This window comes from Streptomyces sp. DSM 106670, assembly GCF_055792845.1.
The window spans coordinates 1,263,044-1,288,608 of record NZ_CM147704.1 but is presented as its reverse complement, the minus strand read 5'-3'; the positions used below and the strand labels follow the sequence as shown (position 1 = coordinate 1,288,608).

Below are 25,565 nucleotides of genomic sequence, written 5' to 3'. Positions count from 1 at the left end.
CACGTGCAACGCGAGCACGCCGCGACGCAAGCACGCGAAACGCCCGCCCCGGTGGCCTGCCCCGGGACGGGCGTTTCGCGTCCAGCCGTACGGAACCGGCTACAGCAACAGCGACAGCAGCAGGATGAAGGCCATGGCCACCACGGAGATGATCGTCTCCATCACGGACCAGGTCTTCACCGTCTGGCCGACGTTCATGCCGAAGTACTCCTTCACCAGCCAGAACCCGGCGTCGTTCACATGGCTGAAGAAGAGCGAACCGGCGCCGACGGCCAGCACCAGCAGGGCCGCGTGCGAGGTCGACATGTCGGCGGCCAGCGGGGCGACCAGACCGGCGGCCGAGATGGTGGCGACGGTGGCCGAGCCGGTGGCGAGGCGGATCGCGACGGCGATCAGCCAGCCCAGCAGCAGGGCCGGGATCGACCAGTTCTCGGAGAACTCCAGGATCATCTGGCCCACCCCGGCGTCGATCAGCGTCTGCTTGAAGCCACCGCCCGCGCCGACGATCAGCAGGATCCCGGCGATCGGGGCGAGGGACTTCTCCACGGTGCCGGCCAGCCGGTCCTTGGTGAACCCGGCGGCCCGGCCGAGCGTGAACATCCCGACCAGGACGGCCGCGAGCAGCGCGATCAGCGGCGAACCGATGACCATGGTGACCTTCTGGAGGCCGTTCTCGGGGTTGTCGACGACGATCTCGACGAGCGCGTTGAGCAGCATCAAGACGACCGGCAGCAGGATGGTCGCCAGGGTCGCGCCGAAGCCCGGGCGGCGTTCCAGGTCCTCGGAGGGACGCTGCGGAATCATGTTCTCCGGCGGCTTGATGTCCACCCAGCGCGCGGCGTAGCGGGAGAACACCGGACCGGCGATGATCACGGTCGGGATGGCGACCAGCACGCCGAGCGCCAGCGTCACACCGAGGTTGGCGTCCAGGGCGTCGATCGCGACCAGCGGGCCGGGGTGCGGCGGGATCAGCCCGTGCATCACGGAGAGACCGGCCAGCGCGGGGATGCCGATCCGCATCAGGGAGTAGTTGCCGCGCTTGGCGACGAGCAGCACGACCGGGATCATCAGCACGATCCCGACCTCGAAGAACAGCGGCAGCCCGATGATCGAGGCGATCAGGACCATCGCCCAGGGCATCACCCTGCCGCTGGCCTTCGCCAGGATGGTGTCGACGACCTGGTCGGCCCCGCCCGAGTCGGCGAGCAGCTTGCCGAGGATCGCGCCGAGCGCGATCAGGACGCCCACGCCCGCGACGGTCGAGCCGAGGCCGGTGGTGAAACTGGCGATGGTCTTCGCCGGGGCGGCTCCGGCGAAGGAGCCGAGCGCCAGCGAACCGATGGTCAGCGCCAGGAACGCGTGCATCCTGAGCTTGGTGATGAGGAGAACGATGACGGCGATGCCCGCCAGGACGGCGATGCCCAACTGAGCGTTGCCTGCCGAGGTGATCGGTTCGGCGGCGTCCGCTGCCAGCATCTCGACGCTGAGACTGGTCACGGTGATGGTCCTTAGTCTTCGAGCCGGCGCAGCGCGGCGACGGCTCGCTGGGTGATTTCCGTAGGGGTGCCGGACACGTCGACGCTCACCCCGGCCTCGTCGGCCTGGAGCGGCTGCAGCGTCGCGAACTGGGAGTCGAGCAGCGCGGTGGGCATGAAGTGGCCCTTGCGGTCCGCCATCCGCTCCTCGATCAGCGACCGGTCACCGGTCAGATGCAGGAAGACGGCGTCCGGGGCCCCGTCCCGCAGCCGGTCCCGGTAGACCCGCTTGAGCGCGGAGCTGGAGACGACCCCGCCGAGCCCCGCCCGCCCGTGCGCCCACGCGCCGATGGCGTCCAGCCAGGGCCAGCGGTCGTCGTCGTCCAGGGGGGTGCCGGCCGACATCTTGGCGATGTTCGCCGCGGGATGGAAGTCGTCGCCCTCGGCGTACGGAACGCCGAGTTCGGCGGCGAGCAGGGGACCGATCGTGGTCTTGCCGGTGCCTGCTACGCCCATCACCACGACGACGTGGGGGGTGCTCGTGCGGGGTGCGGTGTTCATGGGGGTGTCTCGCTGTCTTCTTCGACATCGGTCCGTCGCGCTACTGAAACCTATTAGGTACGACTTATTCAAGACCCTGTGACGTAAACGTCGTACTTATTATTCCCGTGGCCCGCCCCGTAGGCTTGACCCATGACCACACAGAGCCAGGGGCTGCATACACATGTGCTGGACACCCTGGGTCTGGAGATCTCCTCCGGCCAGTGCCCGCCCGGCAGTGTGCTGCGCACCGACGAGCTCGCCCAGCGCTTCGACGTCTCCCGTACGGTCGTCCGCGAAGTGGTCCGGGTCCTGGAGTCGATGCACCTGGTCGAATCCCGCCGCCGCGTCGGCGTGACCGTCCGCCCCACCGAGACCTGGAACGTGTACGACCCCCAGGTCATCCGCTGGCGCCTGGCCGGCGCCGACCGCCCGCGCCAGCTGCGCTCCCTCACCGTGCTGCGCTCCGCGATCGAACCCGTCGCCGCCGGACTCGCCGCCCGCCACGCCACCGCCGAGCAGTGCGCCGAGCTCACCGAACGCGCCCTCGGCATGGTCGCCACCTCGCGCGGCCAGCAGCTGGAGGGCTACCTCGAACACGACATCGCCTTCCACCGCATCGTCCTCAACGCCTCCGGCAACGAGATGTTCGCCCGGCTCGGGGACGTCGTCGCCGAGGTCCTCGCGGGCCGCACCCACCACCAGGTGATGTTCGAGGACCCCGACCCGGCCGCCGTCACCCTGCACGTCCGGCTCGCCGAGGCGGTCCGCGAGGGCGACCCGGAGGCCGCCGAGCGGATCACCAAGGAGATCGCGGTCGGCGCCCTGCACGAACTGGACGTCCTCGCTCCGTAGGCGGTCTCCCAAGGCGTACGGTGGTCCGCGATCGATCTTCGCGCAGCTCGGGAGCAGGGAGAGCAGGTCTATGTCGCAGCAAGTCCAGGCGGTCATCGCGCCGGGGAAGAACGAGCCGGTCAGGGTCGAGACGATCGTGATCCCGGATCCCGGTCCCGGTGAGGCCGTCGTGAAGATCCAGGCGTGCGGTGTCTGTCATACCGACCTGCATTACAAGCAGGGTGGTATCAACGACGAGTTCCCCTTCCTTCTCGGTCATGAGGCGGCGGGTGTCGTGGAGTCGGTCGGCGAGGGCGTCACGGACGTGACCCCCGGTGACTTCGTCATTCTCAACTGGCGTGCGGTGTGCGGTCAGTGTCGTGCGTGTCTGCGCGGCCGCCCGTGGTACTGCTTCGACACGCACAACGCGAAGCAGAGGATGACGCTGCTGGACGGTACGGAGCTGTCGCCCGCTCTCGGTATCGGCGCTTTCGCGGAGAAGACTCTCGTGGCTTCCGGGCAGTGCACCAAGGTCGACCCGGAGGTCGCTCCCGAGGTCGCCGGACTTCTGGGCTGCGGTGTCATGGCGGGCATCGGTGCCGCGATCAACACCGGTCAGGTCGGCCGCGGTGACTCGGTCGCGGTCATCGGCTGCGGCGGTGTCGGTGACGCGGCCGTCGCCGGTGCCCGGCTGGCCGGAGCGGCGAAGATCATCGCGGTGGACATCGACGACCGCAAGCTGGAGACGGCGAAGAAGATGGGGGCCACCCACACCGTCAACTCCCGTACCACCGACCCGGTCGAGGCGATCCGCGCGCTCACCGGCGGCAACGGCGCCGATGTCGTCATCGAGGCCGTCGGCCGCCCGGAGACCTATCAGCAGGCCTTCTACGCCCGTGACCTGGCCGGCACGGTCGTCCTCGTCGGCGTTCCCACCCCGGACATGAAGCTGGAGCTGCCGCTCCTGGACGTCTTCGGCCGCGGTGGCTCGCTCAAGTCCTCCTGGTACGGCGACTGCCTGCCCTCCCGCGACTTCCCGATGCTCGTCGACCTCCACCAGCAGGGCCGCCTCGACCTCGCCGCGTTCGTCACCGAGACGATCGGGCTCGGCGACATCGAGCAGGCCTTCGCCCGGATGCACGACGGCACCGTCCTGCGCTCGGTGGTGGTCTTCTGATGGCCGCCCGTATCGACCACCTGGTCACCTCCGGCACCTTCGCCCTCGACGGCGGCGAGTGGGACGTCGACAACAACGTCTGGCTTGTCGGCGACGACACCGAGGCGATCGTCATCGACGCCGCCCACGACCCGGCCGCCATCGAGGCCGCACTCGGCGGCCGGACACTGCGCGCCATCGTCTGCACCCACGCGCACAACGACCACATCGACGCCGCCCCCGCCCTCGCCGCGGCCACCGGCGCCCCGATCCTGCTCCACCCCGACGACCTGCCGCTCTGGCAGCAGACCCACCCCGAGCACACCCCCGACGGGCCCCTGACCGACGGCCAGGAGCTGACCGTGGCGGGCACCACGCTCACGGTCCTGCACACCCCGGGCCACGCCCCCGGCGCGGTCTGCCTCTACGCCCCGGGGCTGGGGACGGTCTTCACCGGTGACACGCTCTTCCAGGGCGGCCCCGGCGCCACCGGCCGGTCCTTCTCGTCGTTCCCCACGATCATCGACTCGATCCGCGACCGGTTGTTGACGCTCCCGGGCGACACGGCGGTCCGTACCGGCCACGGCGACCCGACCACCATCGGCGCGGAGGCCCCGCAACTCGACGACTGGATCAAACGCGGCCACTGAGCGCCGCCCGCCTCACCCCTCCGGCCAGGCGGAGAGCCGCAGCCCGCTCGCGAAGCGGCGCGGCTCCCCGCCGACCGGATCGGTGAACTCCAGCACCCGCGCCAGCAGTTGCAACGGCCGCGAGAAATCGTCGGCGGCCCCCTCCGCCACCACCACCGGATACAGCGGATCGTGGACGATCGGCAGCCCCAGCGCGTTCATATGGACCCGCAGCTGATGCGTCCGCCCGGTGGCGGGCACCAGCCTGTAGAGCCCCAGCGGCCCCCGGTGCTCCACCAGCTCCACCCGGCTCTCACTGTTCGCCTCGCCCGCCTCCTCCCGGGCGGCGAGCACCCCGCGCTCCTTGACGATCCGGCTCCGTACGGTCCGCGGGAGGGCCAGCTCCGGATCGTACGGAGCCACCGCCTCGTACTTCTTCCGCACCAGCCGGTCCCGGAAGAGCGTCTGGTACGCACCCCGGTCCTCCGGCCGCACCACGAAGAGCACCAGCCCCGCCGTCAGCCGGTCCAGCCGGTGCGCGGGCTGGAGGGCGGGCAGCTCCAGCTCCCGCCGCAGCCGGGCCACCGCGGTCTCGGTGATGTGCCGCCCCCGGGGCGTGGTCGCCAGGAAGTGCGGCTTGTCCGCGACCACGATCCGCTCGTCCCGGTACACGACCCCGACCGGGAACGGCACCGGCTCCTCCGGCGCGAAATCCCGGTGGAACCAGAGACACCGCCCGGCGGCGTACGGCTCCGAGCCCCGCACCGCGACCCCGTCGGCCCCCACGAACCGCCCGGCCGCCAGCATTCCGGCCACCCGGTCCACCCCGATCGCCCCGCCGAACCGGTCGGCCAGATGTGCCCCGACGGACGCCCACCGCCCCTCCGGATCCTCCGGCAACCGCACCCGCACCGCGTCGATCCCGTCCCGCTGGGGGAGCGGAGCGGCGGGCGGCTTCCTGCGACCCCGCATCATCGCCTCTCTCCGTGGCCGGCCGGTGACGCAAAAGAGCCCCACCGAAGTGGGGCTCCTGCTGGTGTCCGAGGGGGGACTTGAACCCCCACGCCCGATAAAGGGCACTAGCACCTCAAGCTAGCGCGTCTGCCATTCCGCCACCCGGACAAGGTGTCTGTCTTCGCGGGCCGTGCCCGTTCCGACGTGGAGAACCATAGCAAACATTCAGGGGTGCTCGATCACGCCCCGATGGCTGTGAACGGTGCGTGACGGGGGGTGCGCGGCCTTGGGCGTACGCCGTGGGCGCGGGAGGATGAGAAGGAGCACCACAGCGACAGTGGAAGGAACCAGCGTGAGCGAGAGCAGCACGGGCAAGGCCGTCACCGGCAACGCCGAGCAGGAGGTCGTCGACCTCTGTCGTGACCTGATCCGGATCGACACCAGCAACTACGGCGACCACTCGGGCCCCGGCGAGCGGCTCGCCGCCGAGTACGTCGCGGAGAAGCTCGCGGAGGTCGGCCTGGAGCCGCAGATCTTCGAGTCGCACAAGGGGCGGGCCTCCACCGTCGCCCGGATCGCGGGCGAGGACCCCTCCCGCCCGGCGCTCCTCATCCACGGGCACACCGACGTCGTGCCGGCCAACGCGGCGGACTGGACGCACGACCCGTTCTCCGGCGAGATCGCGGACGGCTGCGTCTGGGGCCGGGGCGCGGTCGACATGAAGGACATGGACGCGATGACCCTCGCGGTCGTCCGCGAGCGGATGCGCACCGGCCGCAAGCCCCCGCGCGACATCGTGCTCGCCTTCCTCGCGGACGAGGAGGCGGGCGGGACGTACGGGGCCCGCTATCTCGTGGACAACCACCCGGGTCTCTTCGAGGGCGTCACCGAGGCGATCAGCGAGGTCGGCGGCTTCTCCTTCACCGTCAACGAGAACCTGCGGCTGTATCTGGTGGAGACGGCCCAGAAGGGCATGCACTGGATGAAGCTGACCGTGGACGGCACCGCCGGACACGGCTCGATGATCCACAAGGACAACGCCATCACCGAGCTGTCCGAGGCGGTCGGGCGGCTGGGCCGGCACAAGTTCCCGGTGCGGGTCACCAAGACCCTGCGGCACTTCCTGGACGAGCTCTCGGACGCGCTCGGCACCGAGCTGGACCCGGAGAACATGGACGAGACGCTCGCCAAGCTCGGCGGCATCGCCAAGCTCATCGGCGCCTCCCTCCAGAACACCGCCAACCCCACCCAGCTCGGCGCGGGCTACAAGGTCAACGTCATCCCGGGCCAGGCGACCGCCCACGTCGACGGCCGGTATCTGCCGGGGTTCGAGGAGGAGTTCCTCGCCGACCTCGACCGGATCCTCGGCCCCAATGTGCGCCGCGAGGACGTGCACGCGGACAAGGCCCTGGAGACCACGTTCGACGGCGCCCTGGTCGACGCGATGCAGACCGCGCTGGTCGCCGAGGACCCGATCGCCCGTGCCGTGCCGTACATGCTCTCGGCCGGCACCGACGCCAAGTCCTTCGACGACCTCGGCATCCGGGGCTTCGGCTTCGCCCCGCTGAAGCTGCCGCCGGAGCTGGACTTCGCCGGGATGTTCCACGGCGTCGACGAGCGGGTGCCGGTCGACGGTCTGCAGTTCGGCGTGCGGGTGCTCGACCGGTTCATCGACCACTCCTGACCGCCGCCTGACCGATTCCCCGCCGATTCGGCCACCTGTGCGGACATGTCCGAACGGGTGAAACGAGCCGTTCACACGTAGCCCCGCGAATTCCTCCTCGTTACAAGGTTTGCGGTCCGCGGCTGGGACCGCATTTTCCAACTAGGAGGAATCATGATCAAGAAGGTCGTCGCAGTTGCGGCTGCCACCGGTGGCCTCGTTCTCGCTGGTGCGGGCATGGCTTCCGCCGACGCGGGCGCCCAGGGTGCGGCCATCGGCAGCCCCGGCGTGCTCTCCGGCAACGTCGTCCAGGTTCCGGTCCACGTGCCGGTCAACGTGTGCGGCAACACGGTCTCCGTGATCGGTCTGCTGAACCCCGCCTTCGGCAACACCTGCGTCAACGCCTGATCGTTGAACGTCAACCCGTAAGGGTTTGAGCTCGACCGGTCCCGGAGTGCACTCCATGCACTCCGGGACCGTTCGGCATTCGGCTCCCGCACGGTCATGTCCGGGGGTTTTTCGGAAGCCAGAAGGCAGGAAACGAACCTATGCGACAGGTCACTCGTAAAGGCCTGATCACCATGGCGGCTGCGGGCGGAGTGCTCGCGCTGAGCGGCGGGTACGCCCACGCCGACTCCGGGGCGGCGAGCACCGCCTCCGGCTCGCCGGGCGTGCTGTCCGGCAACTCGATCCAGGCACCGATCGACATCCCGGTCAACGTCTGCGGCAACTCCGTCAGCGTCGGCGGGCTGCTCAACCCCACCAGCGGAAACGACTGCGGAAACGGATCAGCAGGATCCGACCGTTCGGCCGACCGCTCCGGGGACCGCTCGGCCGCTCCGGAGACCCGCTCGGTCCCCGGCGGCTCCGGCAACGGCGCGCAGGCGGGCGACACCACCGTCTCGGACCGGACCTCCGACGCCTCGGACCGGACCTCCGAGCCCGGCACCGGCCGGCACAGGGCCCCGGGCGGCGGCGCCACGGCGGAAGGGGTCGCCAAGGGATCGCCCGGCATCCTCTCCGGCAACTCGATCCAGGCGCCGATCGACATCCCCGTGAACCTCTGCGGGAACAGCGTCACCATCGGCGGGCTGCTGAACCCCGCCTTCGGCAACAGCTGCTCCAACGACGCCGAGGTTCCGCCCCCGCCGCCCGAGGAGCCCGAGGTTCCCCCGGTCACGCCGGAGACGCCGGTCACCCCGCCGGTCGACCAGCCGCCCGAGCCGAATGCTCCCGAGACCCGGAACATTCCGCAGGAGCAGCTCGCGCAGACCGGTGGGGGCGGGCTCGAACTGCTCATCCCGGCCAGTGCGGGACTGCTGCTCGCCGGCGCGGGATCGGTTCTCTACCGACGCTCGCGCAGCGCCGCCTGATCCGGGCGCGCACAGCACGGCACACCCCACGAAGGAGGAGCGGGCCCCGCGACTGCGGGGCCCGCTCCATGTCACCAGGTGGCCCGTAGCTGACGGATGATCCGCCTGCGCAGCCGCACCCTGCGGCTGCCGTCCCTGCGGAGCGTCAGGCGGTCCAGTTCCCAGTGTCCGTACTCGGCGTGGTCGGTCAGGAGTCGGGCCGCTTCCTTGCGGGAAACCCCGCGCGGCACATACACGTCGACGAATTCGTATTCCGGCATCGCATCTATTGTGCGGGCAGAGCCCCGGTACGGATAGCGTCTGCACTATGTCTGATGCTGCGCAGCCCACCGCTGCCGAGGTACGTGCCGCCGCCGAAGCGGTCAAAACCGCGATCGACCGTCACCTCGACGCGGTCGAACGCCGTACCGGGGACGACGACCCCGCCGTCTACGACGCGTTCAACGCCCTTGCCGCTGCCGCCGAGGTCTACGACGAACTCCTCTACGACCGCTACGACGAAGTCACCCCCTTCGAGATCCCCGGCGCGGACGACTCCCTGCCTCCCTACGCCGGTCCCGCGGAGCCCAGCGCGCTCAGCGTCCTGATCCGGCGCGACTACGTGGTCGCGGAACCCCCGCGGCTGCTCGCACAGGCTCAGCGCCTCGCCGACCTCGACGCGGGGCCGGGCGACGGACCGGACGCGGCCGCGGTCGTCGGCACCAGCGTCCACGCCGCGCTCGGCGTGCTCTTCGGTGAGTACGAACCGGACGAGATCGCCTCCCGCCACAAGGAGTTCGGACTGGAGGAGGGCGACTCCACCCTGTGGGTCTCGGCCGGTGAAGCGCCGCCGGAGCCGGGGGAGTGGCTCGGCGCCCCGTTCGAGGACGCCGACCCCGAACTGGTGGTCTGCCGCTTCGACGTCAGCGCGGTCTTCGACGAGGAGGACGAGACGGACGAGGACTTCGCCGGACCCGCGGTGGGCGGCCGCTGACCCACGCCCGACTTCGACTTCGACTCGACTTCGCTCCCGCACCGGACGTGACGGTGGGGCCCCGGTGCACCGCGCACCGGGGCCCCACCGCTGTCCTCGGCCGGTTACGAGGCGGCGTCGGGCGTCGGAAGCGCCTCCAGCAGCGGGCGCAGCCGGGTCGTCCGCTCCTGGGCCGGAATCTGCGCCACCGCGTGCGGAAGCGCCTGGTCCACCCCGTGCACCACGGACAGATGCCGCTCGCCCCGGCCGAACGCGGTGTACACCCACGGCCTGCTCAGCCCCTGCGCGGCGTCGCCCGGCAGCACCACCACCGCGGCGGGCCAGCGCATCCCGGCCGCCTGATGGGCGCTGAGGGCCCAGCCGTGCCGCACCGACGACTCCACCCGCTCCTGCGGTACGACGACGGGGACGCCCCCGCAGTCCAGCCGCAGCCCCTCGGCGTCGGCCGAGCGCACCACCCCGGGCACCGCACGGCCGGGCGCGGGCACATGGACCACCCGGTCGCCCGGGTCGAAGCCGCCGAACCGTCCGGGGCCCGGGTTGAGCCGCTGCTTCAGCGCCTCGTTCAGCGCCCTGGTCCCGGCGGCCCCGCCATGGCCCACGGTGATCACCTGGGTCTCCTCGGCGGGGATGTTGAACGCCCGGGGCACCGAGTCGGCGACCAGCTGCACGGTGCGGTGGACCGCCTCGCCCGCGTCGCGGACCGGGACGATCACCACCTCCTTGCCCGGGGCGTCCACCTGATGCAGCTCGCCGATGCCGATGCCGGAGACCAGCTCGCCGATCGGCCCCGGGTCCGGGGTGCGGGAGACGACCTGCGGACAGGCGCGGGCGGCCAGCACATCGGCGAACACCCGCCCGGCCCCCGCCGAGCCCAGCACGCCCGGGTCGCCGCTCAGCACCAGCCGGGTGCCGTCTGCCAGCGCCTCGACCAGGACCGCCGCGTTCTCCACATCCAGCTGCGGGGCGTCCAGCACGACCAGCAGGTCCAGGGCGAGCGCCCCGTCCTCGTCCCGGCCGGGGCCCTGCGCGCCGGACAGCAGACCGGCCAGGGTGACCGCCGTGTCCGGATCGCCGACGGCCGCCGCGAGCCTCCGGCGGCCGTCCTCGCTGTGGGTCGCGCCCAGGGCCCGCAGGCCCAGGCCGTGCGCCGCCGCGATCAGCGCGGCCGGCTCGGCCCGCGCCGCCTCGCCGCCGCTGTGCGCGACCAGCCCGGCGGCGGCGGTCGTACGGATCAGCTCGGCGGCCGACGGGCTCGGGGCGGCGGCCGCCGCCTCCGCCCAGTCGGCGGCCTTCTCACAGGCGTTGACCAGCCGGGCCAGGCCGTCGGCGAGACTCTCCTCGGCCAGGGCGTAGCGGTCCAGGCCCAGCAGGACCTGGGCCGGCTCCCGGTCCGTATCGGCGTCCTCCGCGAGGCCCGCCCCGTCCGCCGCGCCTTCTTCATCCTCTTCGCCGTCCGGCGCCGGCTCGTCGCCCTCCTGGAAGACCAGGGCGACACCTTCCTCGACCGCGTTCCGCACGGCCGCGTCCGGATCGCCGACCGCGCGCTCGGCGAGCGCCGCCCGTACGGCCCCGGCGTCCAGCGCCGTATGGCCCTGGAGGGCGGCGCGCTCCAGCAGCCAGCCGACCAGGGCCGCCGTCCGGCGCCCGTCGTCCGGACCGCAGCCGGCGCCCAGCAGGGCCCGGGCGAAGCCGTCGGCCTGCTCCGGCCGCACCCCGGGCACCGCCAGCAGCTGCCAGGGGTCGGTGCGCAGCAGCTCGGCCGCCTGCTCGCCGAGCACACCGACGGCCGGGCGAGCCAGCGCCTCGGGCGCTCCGCCCTCCACGAGCACCGCGCGCACGGCGTCCAGGGCCTCTGGCGAGGCGGCCTGCGGGGTGGGGGCGGCGGCGGGCACGGGAGCCCGGGGAGGCTGTGCGGCGGTGGCGGCCGGTTCGGGTCGCCGGGTGGCCGGGGCCGGGGCGGGCGAGTCGAAGAACGCGGTGCCGGACTTCTCGCCGCTCTCCACGGCCCGGACGGCCGCGAGCAGCTCGGCGGCCGTACCGCTGAGACCGGTGCCGGCGGCGATGGGCGCGGTCTTCTCCGCCTTGCGCTTCTCGATCCGCTCCCGCAGCTCGCGCTGGGCGGCCAGCTCGGCCTGTGCCTCCGAGAGCTCGGGGACGGCCGGGGCCTCGGCGCCGCCGTCGGCGGTCACGGCATCGGCGTCCGGGCTTCCGACGGGCGCGTCCTCGGTGTCGGCCTGGCCGCCCTCCGCGCCGGACACCTCGGCCGGGCGGTCCTCCGCCGCGGCTACGTCGGTGCCGGACACCTCGGCCGCGGGCTCCCCGGCGCCGGCCGCGTCGCCCGGCGGCTCGGTGGCTCCAGGCGCTTCGGGCGCGTCGGCGTGCGCGGAACCCTCGGCACCGGTGTCCGGCGGGGACACGGTGTCCTGTGGTGTGTCCGTGCCGACGGTGCCGGGGGTCTCCCCGGGAAGCGCAGTCACAGCGTGCTCCAGTCCTGATCGGGATAGCGGTGCACGGGCGCCGACACATCGTCGAGCGCCTGGCAGATCTCGTAGGGAAGACTAAGCGCCTCCACCGACAATGCCTCCGCGAGCTGACCGGCGTTGCGCGCGCCGACGATCGGCGCCGCCACTCCGGGCCGATCCCGCACCCAGGCGAGCGCCACATGGAGCGGGCTCGTCGCCAGACCGTCCGCCGCCGTCGCCACCGCGTCGGTGATCCGGGCCGCCGCGTCGTCGAGATACGGCTCGACGAACGGGGCGAGCCGCTCGGAAGCGCCCCGGGAGTCGGACGGAGTGCCCTGGCGGTACTTGCCGGTGAGCACACCGCGCCCCAGTGGCGAGGAGGGCAGCAGCCCGATCCCGAGGTCCAGCGCGGCGGGCAGCACCTCGCGCTCGATGCCCCGCTGGAGCAGCGAGTACTCCATCTGCGTACTGGCCAGCCGGGTGCGCACCCCGGGCGCGGCGAGCTGCCAGGTGGCCGCCTTCGCCAGCTGCCAGCCGCAGAAGTTCGACACGCCCGCGTAGCGGACCCGGCCCGAGGACACGGCCAGGTCCACCGCCTGGAGTGTCTCCTCCAGCGGGGTCGCCGGATCGAAGGCGTGGACCTGCCACAGATCCACGTAATCCGTGCCGAGCCGCTCCAGGGACGCGTCCAGGGCGGCCAGGAGGTGCCCGCGCGAGCCGTTGAAGCGGCGGTAGGGGTCCGGGACGTTGCCCGCCTTCGTGGCGATGACCAGATCCTCGCGCGGGACCAGGCTGCCGACGAGCCGCCCGAGCAGATATTCGGCCTCGCCGCCCCCGTACACATCGGCGGTGTCCACCAGGGTGCCGCCCGCGTCCCAGAACGCCTTGAGCTGGTCGGCGGCGTCGTGCTCGTCCGTGTCCCGGCCCCAGGTGAGGGTGCCGAGCCCGATCCGGGACACGCGAAGGCCGGTACGGCCGAGATGCCTCTGCTCCATGGGCGCTGAGATTACTGGCCAAGGCCCCACCGGGTGCAGGCCTGTGGACAACCGGAGGTCCGCCGGGCCTGCCGGATCGCCGCCGCCCGCGCTAGAGTCCGGAGAAAGGGACGTTACTGATCAGTAAGGGGAGCGGCTATGCGGCTCGGCATCAATCTCGGTTACTGGGGCGCCGGCATGGACGGCGACAACCTCGCCGTCGCGCAGGAGGCCGACCGGCTCGGCTACGACGTCTGCTGGGCGGCCGAGGCGTACGGCTCCGACGCCCCGACCGTGCTGACCTGGGTCGCGGCCCAGACCGAGTCGATCGACGTCGGCTCCGCGATCATGCAGATCCCGGCCCGGCAGCCCACCATGACGGCGATGACCGCCGCCACCCTCGACTCGCTCTCCGGCGGCCGCTTCCGCCTCGGCCTCGGCGTCTCGGGCCCGCAGGTCTCCGAGGGCTGGTACGGCGTGAAGTTCGACAAGCCGCTGGCCCGCACCCGCGAGTACGTCGAGATCGTCCGCAAGGCGATGACCCGCGAGCGCGTGAGTTACGAGGGCGCCCACTGGACGCTGCCGCTCCCCGGCGGCCCGGGCAAGCCGATCAAGCTCACCGTGCACCCCCAGCGCGAGCACATCCCGCTCTACATCGCCGCGATCGGCCCCAAGAACCTGGAGCAGACCGGCGAGATCGCCGACGGCGCCCTGCTGATCTTCCCCTCCGCCGAGCACCTGGAGGAGACCGCGATCCAGCCGCTGCGCGCGGGCCGCGAGAAGGCCGGCAAGACCATGGAGGGCTTCGACGTCAGCCCGACGCTGCCGCTCGCCGTCGGCGACGACGTGAACGGCCTGGCCGACATGTTCCGTCCGTACACCGCTCTGTACGTCGGCGGCATGGGCAGCCGGAAGCAGAACTTCTACAACCAGCTCGCCCAGCGCATGGGGTACGAGAAGGAGGCCGCCGAGATCCAGGACAAGTACCTCGGCGGGGACAAGGCGGGGGCGGCCGCCGCCGTGCCGCACCAGCTGATCGACCAGACCGCGCTGCTCGGCCCCGTCGAGCGGATCGCCGAGCGGATGCAGGCGTACGCCGCCGCCGGGGTCACCACGCTCAACCTCGCCCCGGCCGGCTTCACCCTGGAGGAGCGGCTCACCGCGCTCCGCGCCGGCACGGACGCCCTGGAGCGCTCCGGCCTCGCCTGAGGGACGGAAGAGGACAGCACTACGGCCGTGGTGGGGGCTCGGGGGTCTTCCCCGCCACGGCCGTCACCCGGAACAACGCGCCGCACGCCCAAGGGTTACGCCGCCCGGCGGGCGGGTCCGTGACGGTCGCCGTGGCTGTCGGTGACCGTTCCGGTTGCCGACTGCCGGGCGGCGCATTTGACTCTTTCTGCGGACAACTGCTCCGCGGACGTGAGCTCCGCGGGCAACGGGTACGGAGGTGGCCGTCATGCTCTCAGCGCAGACCCTGTTCCAGGAGATTCTGGACGACGACGAGTCCTACCGGCTCTTCTGTTCCATCGCCGCGAGCGGTGAGTCCCAGGGCGGCTGGGAGAACGCCCGGATCGCCGCTCTCGTCCCGGAGGGCCGCCGCGACCTGGCCCCCAGGATCGTCCGGCACGGCGCCGACGAGGACAAGCACGGCCGGATCTTCAACGCCCTCCTGAAGAAGCGCGGACTGCCGCCCGTCGAGGTCCCGCCGGAGACCGACTACACGATGCTCCTGGAACAGCAGGGCATCGGTCTCGCGCACTCCCGGCTGCGCGGCGAGGAGCGGCTGACCGAGCGCGACATCATCACCTATCTGGCCCACAGCCGGATCACCGAGCAGCGCGCCTCCGAGCAGATGCAGTTGCTGCGCCGGTACTTCGCCGACCACCCCGACATCGGCCGCGCGGTGAAGATGATCTCCAACGACGAGGACAACCACCTCGCCTACTGCCACGAGGAACTGCTCGCCCTCGCGCGCGAGGGACACGGCCGGACCATCCAGCGGATCATGCGCGAGTGCGCCCTGGCCGAGATCCGGGTCTACCGCGACGTCAGCCTCGCCGTGATGGCCAACATGGGCCGCATCCTCGGCTGGTCGCGCCCCAAGGCCGCCCTCCTCGCCGCGGGCATCCACGCGGTGTACGCGTACGAGCGCCTGATCGGCTGGCGGCGCATGGTGACCCTGGAGATGCCGGAGCGCCGCAACGCGCTCGGCAGCCCCGCCGCACCGGAACACGAGTACGCCTGAGGGTTCCGCGGACCGCGGCCGCCGGGCCTCAGAGCCAGCCGCGCCGCTTGAACAGCCGGTGCAGACCGAACACGGCGCAGACCATCAGCGCCACCACCGCCGGATAGGTCCACACCCAGTGCAGCTCCGGCATGTGGTCGAAGTTCATGCCGTAGACCCCCGCCACCATCGTCGGGACGGCGGCCATCGCCGCCCAGGCGGAGATCTTGCGCATGTCGTCGTTCTGCCGCACGCCCATCTGCGCCAGATGCGCCGACAGGATGTCCGAGAGCAGCCGGTCCAGCCCCTCCACCTGCTCGTTGGCGCGCGTCAGATGGTCGGCCACGTCCCGGAAGAACGGCTGCGCGTGCTCGTGGACGAACGGCACGCCCGCACCCGCGAGCCGGGCCATCGGCGCCGTCAGCGGACCGGCCGCCCGGCGGAACTCCAGCACCTGCCGCTTGAAGGTGTAGATCCGGGCGGCGGTGTTCTTCGAATCGCCGGAGCCGGTCGGCGCGAAAACCTGCGTCTCCAACTCCTCCAGGTCGACCTGGAGCTCGCCCGCCACCTCCATGTAGTGGTCCACGACCGCGTCGCTGACCGCGTACAGCACCGCCGTCGGGCCGTGCTTCAGCACCTCCGGCTCGGACTCCAGCCGCCGGCGCACGGCCGCCAGCGGGGCGCCCTCGCCGTGCCGGACCGTCACCACGAACGAGTCCCCTATGAAGACCATCAGCTCGTCGGCGCTGACCGTGTCGCTCTCCGGCTCGTAGACGACCGGCTTGAGCACCGCGAACAGCGAGTCGTCGTACACCTCCAGCTTGGGCCGCTGGTGCGCCCGCAGCGCGTCCTCCACGGCCAGCGGATGCAGCCCGAACTCGTCGCGTACGCGGTCGAACTCCTCCTCCGTCGGCTCGTGCAGCCCGATCCACAGGAACGCGTCCTGAGAGGCCCGCGCCTCGTCCAGCGCGTCGGAGAGGTCGTCGGGCCGTTCGGTACGGCGCCCGTCCCGGTAGATGGCACAGTCCACGATCACGGCGGGCATTCTTCCCCGTGAACCGCCCCCGCGCACCTCGGACGTACGCTGTCGGGTATGCCCACGCTGATCCTCGTACGCCACGGACGCTCCACCGCCAACACCGCCGGAGTGCTCGCGGGCCGCACCCCCGGCGTCCTCCTCGACGAACGCGGCACCGCACAGGCCGAGGCCCTGCCCGCGCGGTTCGCCGGCCTGGCCCCGGTCCTCGCCGTCAGCAGCCCCCTGGAGCGCTGCCGCCAGACGCTTCAGCCGCTCCTCGACGCCCGCCCCGGTCTGCCCCTGCACACCGAGGACCGGATCAGCGAGTGCGACTACGGCCACTGGTCGGGGCGGAAGCTGGCCGAACTCGCCGACGAGCCCCTGATGTCCGTCGTCCAGCAGCACCCCTCGGCGGCGGCCTTCCCGGGCGGCGAGTCCATGCGGGCGATGCAGGCCCGCGCCGTCGACGCCGTACGCGACTGGAACGAGCGGGTCGAGGCGGAGCACGGCGAGGACGCCACGTACGTCATGTGCTCGCACGGCGACATCATCAAGTCCCTCGTCGCCGACGCGCTGGGCATGCATCTGGACCTCTTCCAGCGCGTCCACGTGGACCCCTGCTCGGTCACCGCGGTCCGCTACACGCGGCTGCGCCCCTTCCTCCTGAGGCTCGGCGACACCGGGGATCTCACCGCCCTGGCGCCCCGCGAACAGTCCGTCGGGGCGGACGCCGCCGCCTCGCCCACCGGTGACGGCACGTCGGACGCGGCGGTCGGGGGCGGCGCGGGCGCGCCGTGATCGCTCCGGGCAGTAGGGTGGACGCGCCGTAGCGCCGCCAACCACCATCGAAGCTCAAGGGAGCAGGACGTGTCCCGTCAGGTGTTCCTCTACGACCCACCGGACCGATTCGTGGCCGGTACGGTCGGGTTGCCTGGCCGCCGTACGTTTTTCCTGCAGGCGTCCTCCCAGGGCCGGGTCACCAGCGTGGCGCTGGAGAAGACCCAGGTCGCCGCGCTCGCCGAGCGGATCGACGAACTGCTCGACGAGGTCGTGCGCCGTACCGGAGGCAATTCGCCGGTGCCCGCGGTGGCCCCCACCGACGTCTCCGACACCGCGCCGCTCGACGTGCCGGTCGAGGAGGAGTTCCGGGTCGGCACCATGGCCCTGGCCTGGGACGGCGAGGAACAGCGCATGATCGTCGAGGCGCAGGCCCTCGTCGAACTCGACGCGGACTCCGAGGACGACCTCGCGGAGGCCGAGGAGAAGCTCCTCCAGGACGAGGAGAACGGTCCGCCGATGCTCCGCGTCCGGCTCAGCGGCGCCCAGGCCCGCGCGTTCGCCAAGCGCGCCCTGGACGTCGTCAACGCCGGCCGCCCGCCGTGCCCGCTGTGCAGCCTGCCGCTCGATCCGGAAGGACACGTATGCCCGCGCCAGAACGGATACCGTCGCGGAGCCTGACGGACACCGAGCTGCTCACTTTGCTCACCGAGGGCACGATCACCGTCCTCGGGCAGGTCGGCGGGGCGTCCAACGCGGTGCTGCACTGCACGGTGGCGTACGACGGCGAGGAGCGCACCTGCGCGTACAAGCCGGTCGCGGGCGAGCAGCCGCTGTGGGACTTCCCCGACGGCACCCTCGCCCAGCGGGAGGTCGCCGCGTACGAGATCTCCCGGGCGACCGGCTGGGACCTCGTGCCGCCGACCGTGCTGCGGGAGGGGCCGTACGGGCAGGGCATGGTCCAGCTCTGGATCGACGGCCCGAAGGACGGTGAGGACGCCCCCGAGCTGCTGGCGCTCGTCGAGGGCGAGGAGCCGGGCGATGGCTGGAAAGCCGTGGGCTTCGCGGACGTGGGGGAGGGGAAGACCGCGCTTCTCGTGCACGCGGACGACCCCCGGCTGCGGCGGCTCGCCGTACTGGACGCGGTGATCAACAACGGTGACCGCAAGGGCGGCCACCTGCTGCCCGCTCCCGGCGGACGGCTCTTCGGCATCGACCACGGGGTCACCTTCAACGCCGACGACAAGCTGCGCACCCTGCTCTGGGGCTGGGCGGGCGAGCCGCTGACCGAAGAAGCCCTGGCGGTGCTGGGGCGGCTCGCCGCGGAGCTGGCGCCGGGCACCGTCCTCGCCACCCGGATGGCCGAACTCATCACGGCGGCCGAGCTGGAGGCCCTGCGGGAGCGGGTCGCCGGGCTGGTCAAGCGCGCCGTGCACCCGCGGCCGAGCGGCCAGTGGCCGCCGATCCCCTGGCCGCCGGTGTAGCACGCGCCCGACGGCGACCCCCGCCTTGTACCTCCTGCCAGCGGTTTCCCGCAAGAAGGCCTCTTCGGACAGGTTTCCGGTGCCGGTTCGTATCCGGAAGCATCGTCCGGTTACGCTCATGACATGCATGCCTGGCCCGCTTCTGAGGTCCCCGCCCTGCCCGGCAAGGGCCGCGACCTTCGGATCCACGACACCGCGACCGGCGGACGGATCACCCTTGACCCCGGTCCCGTCGCCCGCATCTACGTCTGCGGCATCACGCCGTACGACGCGACCCACATGGGTCATGCGGCGACCTACAACGCGTTCGACCTCGTTCAGCGCGTGTGGCTCGACACCAAGCGGCAGGTTCACTACGTCCAGAACGTGACCGACGTGGACGATCCGCTGCTGGAGCGGGCCGTGCGCGACGGTCAGGACTGGACCGAGCTCGCGGAGCGCGAGACGGCGCTCTTCCGCGAGGACATGACCGCCCTGCGGATGCTGCCCCCGCGGCACTACATCGGAGCGGTCGAGGCGATACCGGGCATCGTGCCCCTCGTCGAACGCCTCCGGGACGCGGGCGCCGCCTACGACCTGGACGGCGACATCTACTTCTCCGTCGACACCGACCCGCACTTCGGCGAGGTCTCCGGCCTCGACGCCGAGGCGATGCGCCTGCTCTCCGCCGAACGCGGCGGCGACCCGGAGCGCCCCGGCAAGAAGAACCCCCTCGACCCGATGCTCTGGATGGCCGCCCGCCCGGGCGAGCCGAGCTGGGACGGGGCCTCGCTCGGCGCGGGCCGCCCCGGCTGGCACATCGAGTGCGTCGCCATCGCGCTCGACCACCTCGGCATGGGCTTCGACATCCAGGGCGGCGGCTCCGACCTGGCCTTCCCGCACCACGAGATGGGCGCCTCGCACGCCCAGGCGCTGACCGGCGAGTACCCGTTCGCCAAGGCGTACGTCCACGCCGGCATGGTCGGTCTGGACGGCGAGAAGATGTCCAAGTCCCGGGGCAACCTGGTCTTCGTCTCGGCCGTGCGCCGCGACGGCGTGGACCCGGCGGCCATCCGGCTCGCCCTGCTCTCCCACCACTACCGCTCCGACTGGGAGTGGACCGACCAGGTGCTCGCCGACGCCGTCGAGCGTCTCGCGCGCTGGCGGGCCGCCGTCTCGCGTCCCGACGGGCCGTCCGCCGACGCGCTCGTCGAGGAGGTCCGCGAGGCGCTCGCGGACGACCTGGACAGCCCCGCCGCGCTGGCCGCGGTGGACCGCTGGGCCGTGCTCCAGAGCGCGGAGGGCGGCACCGACGAGGGCGCGCCCGGCCTCGTCTCCCGTACGGTCGACGCCCTGCTGGGGGTCGCGCTGTAGGGGGTTTCCCCGCCCGCCCGATGGCTCGAACCGGTCTCGGACTTCTCTACGAAGTTCGGGGCCGGTTCCTTTTTGTCCATGGTCATGTGCTCGAAGTTGCGCTAAAAGCTCACTATGCAAACATCAACGCGCATGAGAGCGGCAGCAGTTGCTGCGCTGCTCGGACTGTTCGCGGTCCTCTCCGGGCCCGGCGGGGCCCACGCCGACGAGGCCCCGCCGGCGAGCACCGAGACCACCACGGTCGGGGACGTGACCGGATTCCGGGCGGACGGGGCGGTGTACCGGCTGACCGCCGGGCAGGCCGAGGCCCGGGTCAGCTTCGTCTCGAAGGAGACCTTCCGGATCGAGCTGGCCCCCGACGGGACGTTCACCGACCCCACCGGCGACGACATCGTCCTGCCGCAGGGCGAGCCGCCCCGCACCCGCTGGAAGGACCGCGGCGACCGCTACGAGCTGTCGACGGACGAGGTCACCCTGCGGGCCTACAAGAAGCCGCTGCGCTTCGCCCTGCACCGGGCCGACGGCAGCCTGATCTGGTCCGAGGCGAAGGGCCTGAGCTGGACCGGCGAGCAGACCGTCCAGACGCTGGCCCGGGGCGCCGCCGAGCAGTTCTACGGGGCCGGGATGCAGAACGGCCGCGGCAACACCTCCCACCGCGACAAGACCGTCGAGGTCGCCGTCGACTACAACTGGGACGACGGCGGCCACCCCAACTCCGTGCCGTTCTACCTCTCATCGGCCGGTTACGGCGTCTTCCGCAACACCTACGCCCCCAACACCTACGCGTTCACCGACCCGGTGACGACCGGCGCGAAGGAACAGCGCTTCGACGCCTACTACTTCGCGGGCACGGGGGCCGACGCCGCCAAGGACGTCATCGGCCAGTACACCGACCTCACCGGGAAACCGTTCCTGCCGCCCGTCTACGGCATGGAGATCGGCGACGCCGACTGCTACCTCCACAACGCCAACCGGGGCGAGCGCCGCACCCTGGACTCGCTGAAGGTCGCCGACGGCTACGTCGAGAACGACATGCCCAACGGCTGGATGCTCGTCAACGACGGCTACGGCTGCGGCTACGAGGACCTGGAGGAGACCGCCCAGGGGCTGAAGGACCGCAACATGGAGCTCGGCCTGTGGACCGAGGACGGCATCGAGAACCTCGCCGCCCAGGTCAAGGCCGGGCAGCGGGTCGCCAAGCTGGACGTCGCCTGGGTCGGCGAGGGCTACAAGTTCGCCCTCGACGGCTGCAAGGACGCCTACAAGGGCATCGAGGACAACAGCGACGCCCGCGGCTTCACCTGGGCCCCGGAGAGCTGGGCGGGCGCGCAGCGCTGCGGAGTCCAGTGGTCCGGCGACCAGTCCGGCACCTGGGAGTACATCCGCTGGCAGATCCCGACGTACGCGGGCGCCACGATGTCCGGACTCGCCTACACCACCGGTGACGTCGACGGGATCTTCGGCGGCAGCGCCAAGACGTACACCCGCGACCTCCAGTGGAAGATGTTCCTCGGCACCACGATGACCATGGACGGCTGGGCCGCCATGGACAAGCAGCCCTTCCGCCACGGAGAGCCGTACACCTCGATCAACCGCGACTACCTCAAGCTGAAGGAGTCGCTGCTGCCCTACCAGTACTCCTACGCGCACGAGGCGACCAAGACCGGCGTCGGCATGGTCCGGCCGCTGGTCCTCGAATACCCGGACGACCCCAAGGCGTCGACGGAGGCCGCGAAGTACGAGTTCCTCTCCGGCGAGCACTTCCTCGTCGCGCCCGTCTACCAGGACACCACCGAGCGCAAGGACATCTACCTCCCCAAGGGCACCTGGATCGACTACTGGAGCGGCCGCACCTACGAGGGCCCCACCACCATCGACTCCTACAACGCCCCGCTCGACACCCTGCCGCTCTTCGTGAAGGCCGGCGCGGCCGTCCCGATGTGGCCCGGCATCCGCTCCTACCGGGACCGCACCGCCGACTCCCCGCTGGCCTGGGACGTCTACCCGCAGGGCAACACCTCCTTCACCCTGTACGAGGACGACGGCGTCACCCGGCAGCACCGCGACGGGAAGTACGCCACCCAGCGCGCCGACGTCCGGGCCCCGAAGCACGGCGCGGGCGACGTCTCCGTCACCATCAACGAGAGCCGGGGCAGCTTCACCGGCAAGCAGACCGTCCGCCCCTACGAGTTCACCGTCCACACCGGCTCCGAGCCCCGCTCGGTGCAGCTGGACCGGACGCTGCCCGAGCTGACCTCGAAGAGCGCGTACGACAAGGCCCGGCAGGGCTGGTGGTACGACCGTGACGACCGGGGCGGCGTGGTGCACGTGAAGACCGCGCCCCTGAGCACCGCGAAGAAGTTCACGGTGAAGCTGCGGGGCACCAGCGCGGTCGGCGGCAAGAAGGCCTCGGCGGCCGCCGCCCTCACCGTCCCCGCGGGCCAGGAGGCCGGAGCCGGGACGCCCGGCACGGTCCAGGTCGATGTGACCGCGGGCGGTACCGCCCTCACCGACACCACGGTCACCCTCCAGGTCCCCGACGGCTGGCGGACCGCCACCGCGAAGGTCCCGGGCCGCATCCCGGCAGGCGCCACCCGCCGGGTCGAGGTGGCCCTCACCCCGGCGAAGGACGCCCAGGTACGCGAGACCACGCTGACGGCCCTGGCCCGCTACCGGGCCGCCGGTGACGCCCGCACGAGCGAGCAGCGGCTCGCCGTCTCCGTACTGCCCCCGGCGCCCGAGGGCGAGGCCTGGGCGAGCGATCTCGTCTGGCTCTCCGAGACCAACGGCTACGGCCCGGCCGAACGCGACCGCTCCAACGGGGAGTCGGGCGCGAGCGACGGGAAGACGCTGACTCTCGCGGGAGAGACGTACGAGAAGGGGATCGGCACCCACGCCGACTCCGACATCGCGCTCCATCTCGGCGGCCGGTGCACCGCGTTCACCGCCGACGTCGGCATCGACGACGAGATCGACGGCTACGGAGAGGTCGCGTTCTCCGTGGAGGGCGACGGCAAGGTGCTGTGGACCTCGCCGAAACTGACCGGCGCCTCGGCGACCGTGCCGGTGGACGTGAAGCTCGACGGTGTACGGCAGGTGCGGCTGAAGGTCACCGACACCAACGGGTCCAAGACCGGGGACCACGGCGACTGGGCGGCGGCGACGTTCCACTGCGCCTGAGCCGCACCCCGACGGACGGACAGGGGCGTCGCACGGGAGGTGATCCCGTGCGACGCCCCTGTCGTTCGTACCGCCGCGCGGTCAGTCCTCCTCGGGCGTCTGCCCGGGGCCTTCGTCGGGGCTGTCGTCGCCCGACGCCTCGTCAGAACCCTTCTGGCCCTTGTCGTCGGAGGCCTTGCCCCGCCCGGACTCCGGACGCGGCGGCTTCGGCGGGCGGGTGCGGCCACCGGCGGGATCGCGCAGATAGGGCACATCCCCGCTCTCCGTCGCATGCCCGCCCGGCCCCTGCCCGGGACCGCCGTCCCGCCGCCGCAGATAGCGCTCGAACTCCCGGGCGATGGCCTCGCCGGACGCCTCGGGCAGCTCCGCGGTGTCCCGCGCCTCCTCCAGCGTCTGCACGTACTCCGCGACCTCGCTGTCCTCCGAGGCCAGCTGGTCCACCCCGAGCTGCCAGGCCCGCGCGTCCTCGGGCAGTTCGCCCAGCGGGATGCGCAGCCCGATCAGATCCTCCAGGCGGTTCAGCAGGGCCAGCGTCGCCTTCGGGTTCGGCGGCTGCGACACATAGTGCGGGACCGCCGCCCACAGACTGACCGCGGGCACCCCGGCATGCGTGCACGCCTCCTGCAGGACCCCGACGATGCCCGTGGGGCCCTCGTACCGGGTCTCCTCCAGGTCCATCGTCCGCGCCAGGTCCGCGTCCGAGGTGACCCCGCTCACCGGCACCGGCCGGGTGTGCGGGGTGTCACCGAGCAGCGCGCCCAGGATGACGACCATCTCGACGCCCAACTCATGGGCGAAGCCCAGGATCTCGTTGCAGAACGACCGCCAGCGCATCGACGGCTCGATGCCCCGCACCAGGACCAGGTCCCGGGGCTTCTCCCCGCCGATACGCACCACGGACAGCCGCGTCGTCGGCCAGGTGATCTTCCGCGTCCCGCCGTCCAGCCACACCGTGGGCCGGTTGACCTGGAAGTCGTAGTAGTCCTCGGCGTCCAGCGCCGCGAAGACCTCGCCCTTCCACTCCCGGTCCAGATGACCGACCGCGGTGGAGGCGGCGTCCCCGGCGTCGTTCCAGCCTTCGAACGCGGCCACCATGACCGGGTCGATCAGCTCGGGCACCGACTCGAGCTCGATCACCCGGGCCTCCTTCCGATGTCTCCATACGTACGGAGCAACCTTACGGCTTCCGGGGCCCCCGGCCGCAGCCCTCTTGCACGGCCGGGTGAACCCTGCCATCAGGAGTGGATCATCGGCGGGATCAGTGCATCATGGCCCCCGCGTCACGGCGGCCGGCCGGTTCCGTGTCCTCACCACAGGGTGGACGGCGCCTCCCGCCGCACCACCGGGGCGATCTCCTCCGCGAACCGCTGGAGCGTCTCCAACTGCTCCGGCCGGCTCAGCCCGAAGCCGTCCACGGTGATCGACTGGAGGTCGTGGCGGTAGACCTCGTGCCAGCCGAGGATCTTGTCGATGATCTGCTGCGGACTGCCGATCAGCTGCGGACCGCCCTCGATCGCGTCCTCGATCGTGCGGAACGGGGTGTTGTAACCGGCCTTGCCCGCGAGATGCGGCTTGAAGGTCTGCCGCACCCGCGCCTCGTACAACTCCTTGTACTGCGCGACGGCCGCCTGCGAACTGTCCGCGATGAGCAGCCCGCCGGAGCCCGCCGCCACCTTGGCGTCCGCCGGATCGTGCCCGTACGCCTCGAACCGCTCGCGGTAGTGCGCGATGAGCTTGGCGTACGCCTCACGCGGCTGGATCGCATTGGCCGTGAACAGCGGATCGCCGTGCTTGGCCGCCAGCTCGGGGGAGTTGAGGCTGGTCGCCGAGCCGTGCCAGACGCGCGGCAGCCCGTCGTACGGACGCGGCACCGTCGTCACGTTCTTCAACGGCGGCCGGAACTCGCCCTCCCAGTCGACGCCCTCCTCGCTCCACAGCCGGCGCAGCAGCTCGTACTTCTCCTTCTGGAGATCCCACTGCCGCTCCTCGTCGAGCCCGAACAGGTCGAAGTGGCCCGCCTCCGCGCCCTTTCCGACGACCAGTTCGATACGGCCCCGGGATATCTGGTCGAGCGTCGCGAAGTCCTCCGCCACCCGGACCGGATCGAGGATCGCGACGACGGTCACCCCGGTGAGCAGCCGGATGGTGCTCGTACGGGCCGCGATCGCGCCCAGCACCACGCTCGGGCTGGAGGAGAGGAAGGCCCCGGCGTGCCGTTCGCCGACGGAGTACGCGTCGAAGCCGAGCCGCTCCGCCACCGAGGCCGTGTCGATCACCTCTTCGAACCGGTCGGCGGCGGAAGGAAGGTCACCGGTCAGCGGGTGCGCGTCGTGACCGATCAGGGAGAGCACGGAGAATCTCATGAACTCCACTGTGCTCGCGGCACATTGCACGCGTATGGCGGGAGTGTGGCGCGTGTGACGGCCGCCCGCGCACGACGACGGAGGCGGCCTCCGCGGGGAGGCCGCCTCCGTCCCCGTACCCGTGGGGGGT

The 25,565-nt window shown here is 71.7% G+C and carries 23 protein-coding genes and 1 tRNA gene; 14 read left to right on the top strand and 10 right to left on the bottom strand.

Annotated elements, in window-relative coordinates:
• Window positions 1-99: 99 nt before the first annotated feature.
• Both ACSMXR_RS05545 and ACSMXR_RS05540 read right to left on the bottom strand, forming a co-directional pair.
• A complete protein-coding gene (locus tag ACSMXR_RS05545) occupies window positions 100-1,497 on the bottom strand; it encodes a GntP family permease (protein WP_137232165.1) in 1,398 nt (465 codons plus the stop codon).
• An 11-nt stretch (window positions 1,498-1,508) separates the two neighbouring features.
• Window positions 1,509-2,036 carry a gluconokinase gene (locus ACSMXR_RS05540; RefSeq protein ID WP_364888604.1) on the bottom strand — a complete coding sequence of 176 codons (528 nt, stop codon included), beginning with the start codon at window positions 2,034-2,036 and terminating at the stop codon, window positions 1,509-1,511.
• Window positions 2,037-2,168: 132 nt separating this feature from the next.
• On the opposite strand from ACSMXR_RS05540, the gene ACSMXR_RS05535 reads away from it, so the two are divergent.
• From ACSMXR_RS05535 to ACSMXR_RS05525, 3 genes are all read left to right on the top strand, one after another.
• A complete protein-coding gene (locus ACSMXR_RS05535) occupies window positions 2,169-2,870 on the top strand; it encodes a FadR/GntR family transcriptional regulator (protein WP_012381557.1) in 702 nt (233 codons plus the stop codon).
• Window positions 2,871-2,940: 70 nt separating this feature from the next.
• Window positions 2,941-4,026, top strand: a complete 1,086-nt coding sequence (locus ACSMXR_RS05530; RefSeq protein WP_473169948.1) for an S-(hydroxymethyl)mycothiol dehydrogenase — start codon at window positions 2,941-2,943, stop codon at window positions 4,024-4,026.
• Entirely contained in the window at window positions 4,026-4,655 is a 630-nt protein-coding gene (locus ACSMXR_RS05525; RefSeq protein ID WP_381853638.1) for an MBL fold metallo-hydrolase, read from the top strand. Before ACSMXR_RS05530 ends, ACSMXR_RS05525 begins: the two co-directional genes overlap by 1 nt.
• A 12-nt stretch (window positions 4,656-4,667) precedes the next feature.
• Here the strand turns inward: ACSMXR_RS05525 and ACSMXR_RS05520 are convergent, their stop codons facing one another.
• On the bottom strand, window positions 4,668-5,606 hold the full coding sequence (locus tag ACSMXR_RS05520; protein WP_473172341.1) for an RluA family pseudouridine synthase: 939 nt from the start codon (window positions 5,604-5,606) through the stop codon (window positions 4,668-4,670).
• Between the two features lie 62 nt (window positions 5,607-5,668).
• A tRNA-Leu gene (locus ACSMXR_RS05515) sits at window positions 5,669-5,756 on the bottom strand.
• Window positions 5,757-5,940: 184 nt separating this feature from the next.
• On the opposite strand from ACSMXR_RS05515, the gene ACSMXR_RS05510 reads away from it, so the two are divergent.
• The 3 genes from ACSMXR_RS05510 (at window position 5,941) to ACSMXR_RS05500 (ending at window position 8,624) form a co-directional block, all read left to right on the top strand.
• Window positions 5,941-7,272 carry a M20/M25/M40 family metallo-hydrolase gene (locus ACSMXR_RS05510; protein WP_381796890.1) on the top strand — a complete coding sequence of 444 codons (1,332 nt, stop codon included), beginning with the start codon at window positions 5,941-5,943 and terminating at the stop codon, window positions 7,270-7,272.
• Window positions 7,273-7,425: 153 nt separating this feature from the next.
• A complete protein-coding gene (chpH, locus tag ACSMXR_RS05505) occupies window positions 7,426-7,659 on the top strand; it encodes a chaplin ChpH (RefSeq protein ID WP_006123411.1) in 234 nt (77 codons plus the stop codon).
• Window positions 7,660-7,799: 140 nt separating this feature from the next.
• Window positions 7,800-8,624: a chaplin gene (locus tag ACSMXR_RS05500; protein ID WP_137232171.1), complete on the top strand. Its 825-nt coding sequence runs from the start codon at window positions 7,800-7,802 to the stop codon at window positions 8,622-8,624.
• A gap of 71 nt (window positions 8,625-8,695) precedes the next feature.
• Here the strand turns inward: ACSMXR_RS05500 and ACSMXR_RS05495 are convergent, their stop codons facing one another.
• Window positions 8,696-8,884, bottom strand: a complete 189-nt coding sequence (locus ACSMXR_RS05495; protein WP_003970138.1) for a DUF5703 family protein — start codon at window positions 8,882-8,884, stop codon at window positions 8,696-8,698.
• A gap of 47 nt (window positions 8,885-8,931) precedes the next feature.
• Here ACSMXR_RS05495 and ACSMXR_RS05490 point away from each other — a divergent pair, with 47 nt between their 5' ends.
• Complete coding sequence (locus ACSMXR_RS05490; RefSeq protein WP_030085601.1) at window positions 8,932-9,597, top strand: hypothetical protein; 666 nt, start codon at window positions 8,932-8,934, stop codon at window positions 9,595-9,597.
• 104 nt (window positions 9,598-9,701) lie between these two features.
• Here ACSMXR_RS05490 and ACSMXR_RS05485 read toward each other — a convergent pair whose 3' ends face one another.
• Window positions 9,702-12,077, bottom strand: coding sequence for a helix-hairpin-helix domain-containing protein (locus tag ACSMXR_RS05485; RefSeq protein WP_473171335.1), 2,376 nt, complete (start codon window positions 12,075-12,077; stop codon window positions 9,702-9,704).
• Window positions 12,074-13,057, bottom strand: a complete 984-nt coding sequence (locus ACSMXR_RS05480) for an aldo/keto reductase (protein ID WP_030570146.1) — start codon at window positions 13,055-13,057, stop codon at window positions 12,074-12,076. The genes ACSMXR_RS05485 and ACSMXR_RS05480 overlap by 4 nt, the downstream gene beginning before the upstream one ends.
• 138 nt (window positions 13,058-13,195) lie before the next feature.
• Here ACSMXR_RS05480 and ACSMXR_RS05475 point away from each other — a divergent pair, with 138 nt between their 5' ends.
• Window positions 13,196-14,245, top strand: a complete 1,050-nt coding sequence (locus ACSMXR_RS05475) for an LLM class F420-dependent oxidoreductase (RefSeq protein ID WP_030631168.1) — start codon at window positions 13,196-13,198, stop codon at window positions 14,243-14,245.
• A 247-nt stretch (window positions 14,246-14,492) separates the two neighbouring features.
• Complete coding sequence (locus ACSMXR_RS05470; RefSeq protein WP_364889129.1) at window positions 14,493-15,281, top strand: ferritin-like domain-containing protein; 789 nt, start codon at window positions 14,493-14,495, stop codon at window positions 15,279-15,281.
• Window positions 15,282-15,309: 28 nt separating this feature from the next.
• Here ACSMXR_RS05470 and corA read toward each other — a convergent pair whose 3' ends face one another.
• Complete coding sequence (gene corA / locus ACSMXR_RS05465; protein ID WP_137232176.1) at window positions 15,310-16,305, bottom strand: magnesium/cobalt transporter CorA; 996 nt, start codon at window positions 16,303-16,305, stop codon at window positions 15,310-15,312.
• Window positions 16,306-16,353: 48 nt separating this feature from the next.
• On the opposite strand from corA, the gene ACSMXR_RS05460 reads away from it, so the two are divergent.
• From ACSMXR_RS05460 to ACSMXR_RS05440, 5 genes are all read left to right on the top strand, one after another.
• Entirely contained in the window at window positions 16,354-17,076 is a 723-nt protein-coding gene (locus ACSMXR_RS05460) for a histidine phosphatase family protein (protein WP_473171334.1), read from the top strand.
• A 69-nt stretch (window positions 17,077-17,145) separates the two neighbouring features.
• Window positions 17,146-17,736 carry a DUF3090 domain-containing protein gene (locus tag ACSMXR_RS05455; RefSeq protein ID WP_030085580.1) on the top strand — a complete coding sequence of 197 codons (591 nt, stop codon included), beginning with the start codon at window positions 17,146-17,148 and terminating at the stop codon, window positions 17,734-17,736.
• On the top strand, window positions 17,700-18,539 hold the full coding sequence (locus ACSMXR_RS05450; RefSeq protein ID WP_381852981.1) for an SCO1664 family protein: 840 nt from the start codon (window positions 17,700-17,702) through the stop codon (window positions 18,537-18,539). Before ACSMXR_RS05455 ends, ACSMXR_RS05450 begins: the two co-directional genes overlap by 37 nt.
• Window positions 18,540-18,662: 123 nt before the next feature.
• Complete coding sequence (mshC, locus tag ACSMXR_RS05445; RefSeq protein ID WP_137232179.1) at window positions 18,663-19,892, top strand: cysteine--1-D-myo-inosityl 2-amino-2-deoxy-alpha-D-glucopyranoside ligase; 1,230 nt, start codon at window positions 18,663-18,665, stop codon at window positions 19,890-19,892.
• 114 nt (window positions 19,893-20,006) lie between these two features.
• Window positions 20,007-23,072 (top strand): NPCBM/NEW2 domain-containing protein, encoded by a 3,066-nt coding sequence (locus ACSMXR_RS05440; RefSeq protein ID WP_473171333.1) that lies wholly within the window; start codon window positions 20,007-20,009, stop codon window positions 23,070-23,072.
• A gap of 81 nt (window positions 23,073-23,153) precedes the next feature.
• On the opposite strand, the gene ACSMXR_RS05435 is transcribed toward ACSMXR_RS05440, so the two are convergent.
• Together ACSMXR_RS05435 and ACSMXR_RS05430 are read right to left on the bottom strand one after the other, a co-directional pair.
• The gene (locus ACSMXR_RS05435; protein WP_473171332.1) at window positions 23,154-24,209 is read right to left on the bottom strand and encodes a PAC2 family protein; all 1,056 of its coding nucleotides are present in this window, start codon (window positions 24,207-24,209) and stop codon (window positions 23,154-23,156) included.
• A 170-nt stretch (window positions 24,210-24,379) separates the two neighbouring features.
• A complete protein-coding gene (locus tag ACSMXR_RS05430; protein ID WP_381852987.1) occupies window positions 24,380-25,435 on the bottom strand; it encodes an LLM class flavin-dependent oxidoreductase in 1,056 nt (351 codons plus the stop codon).
• Between the last annotated feature and the right edge of the window lie 130 nt (window positions 25,436-25,565).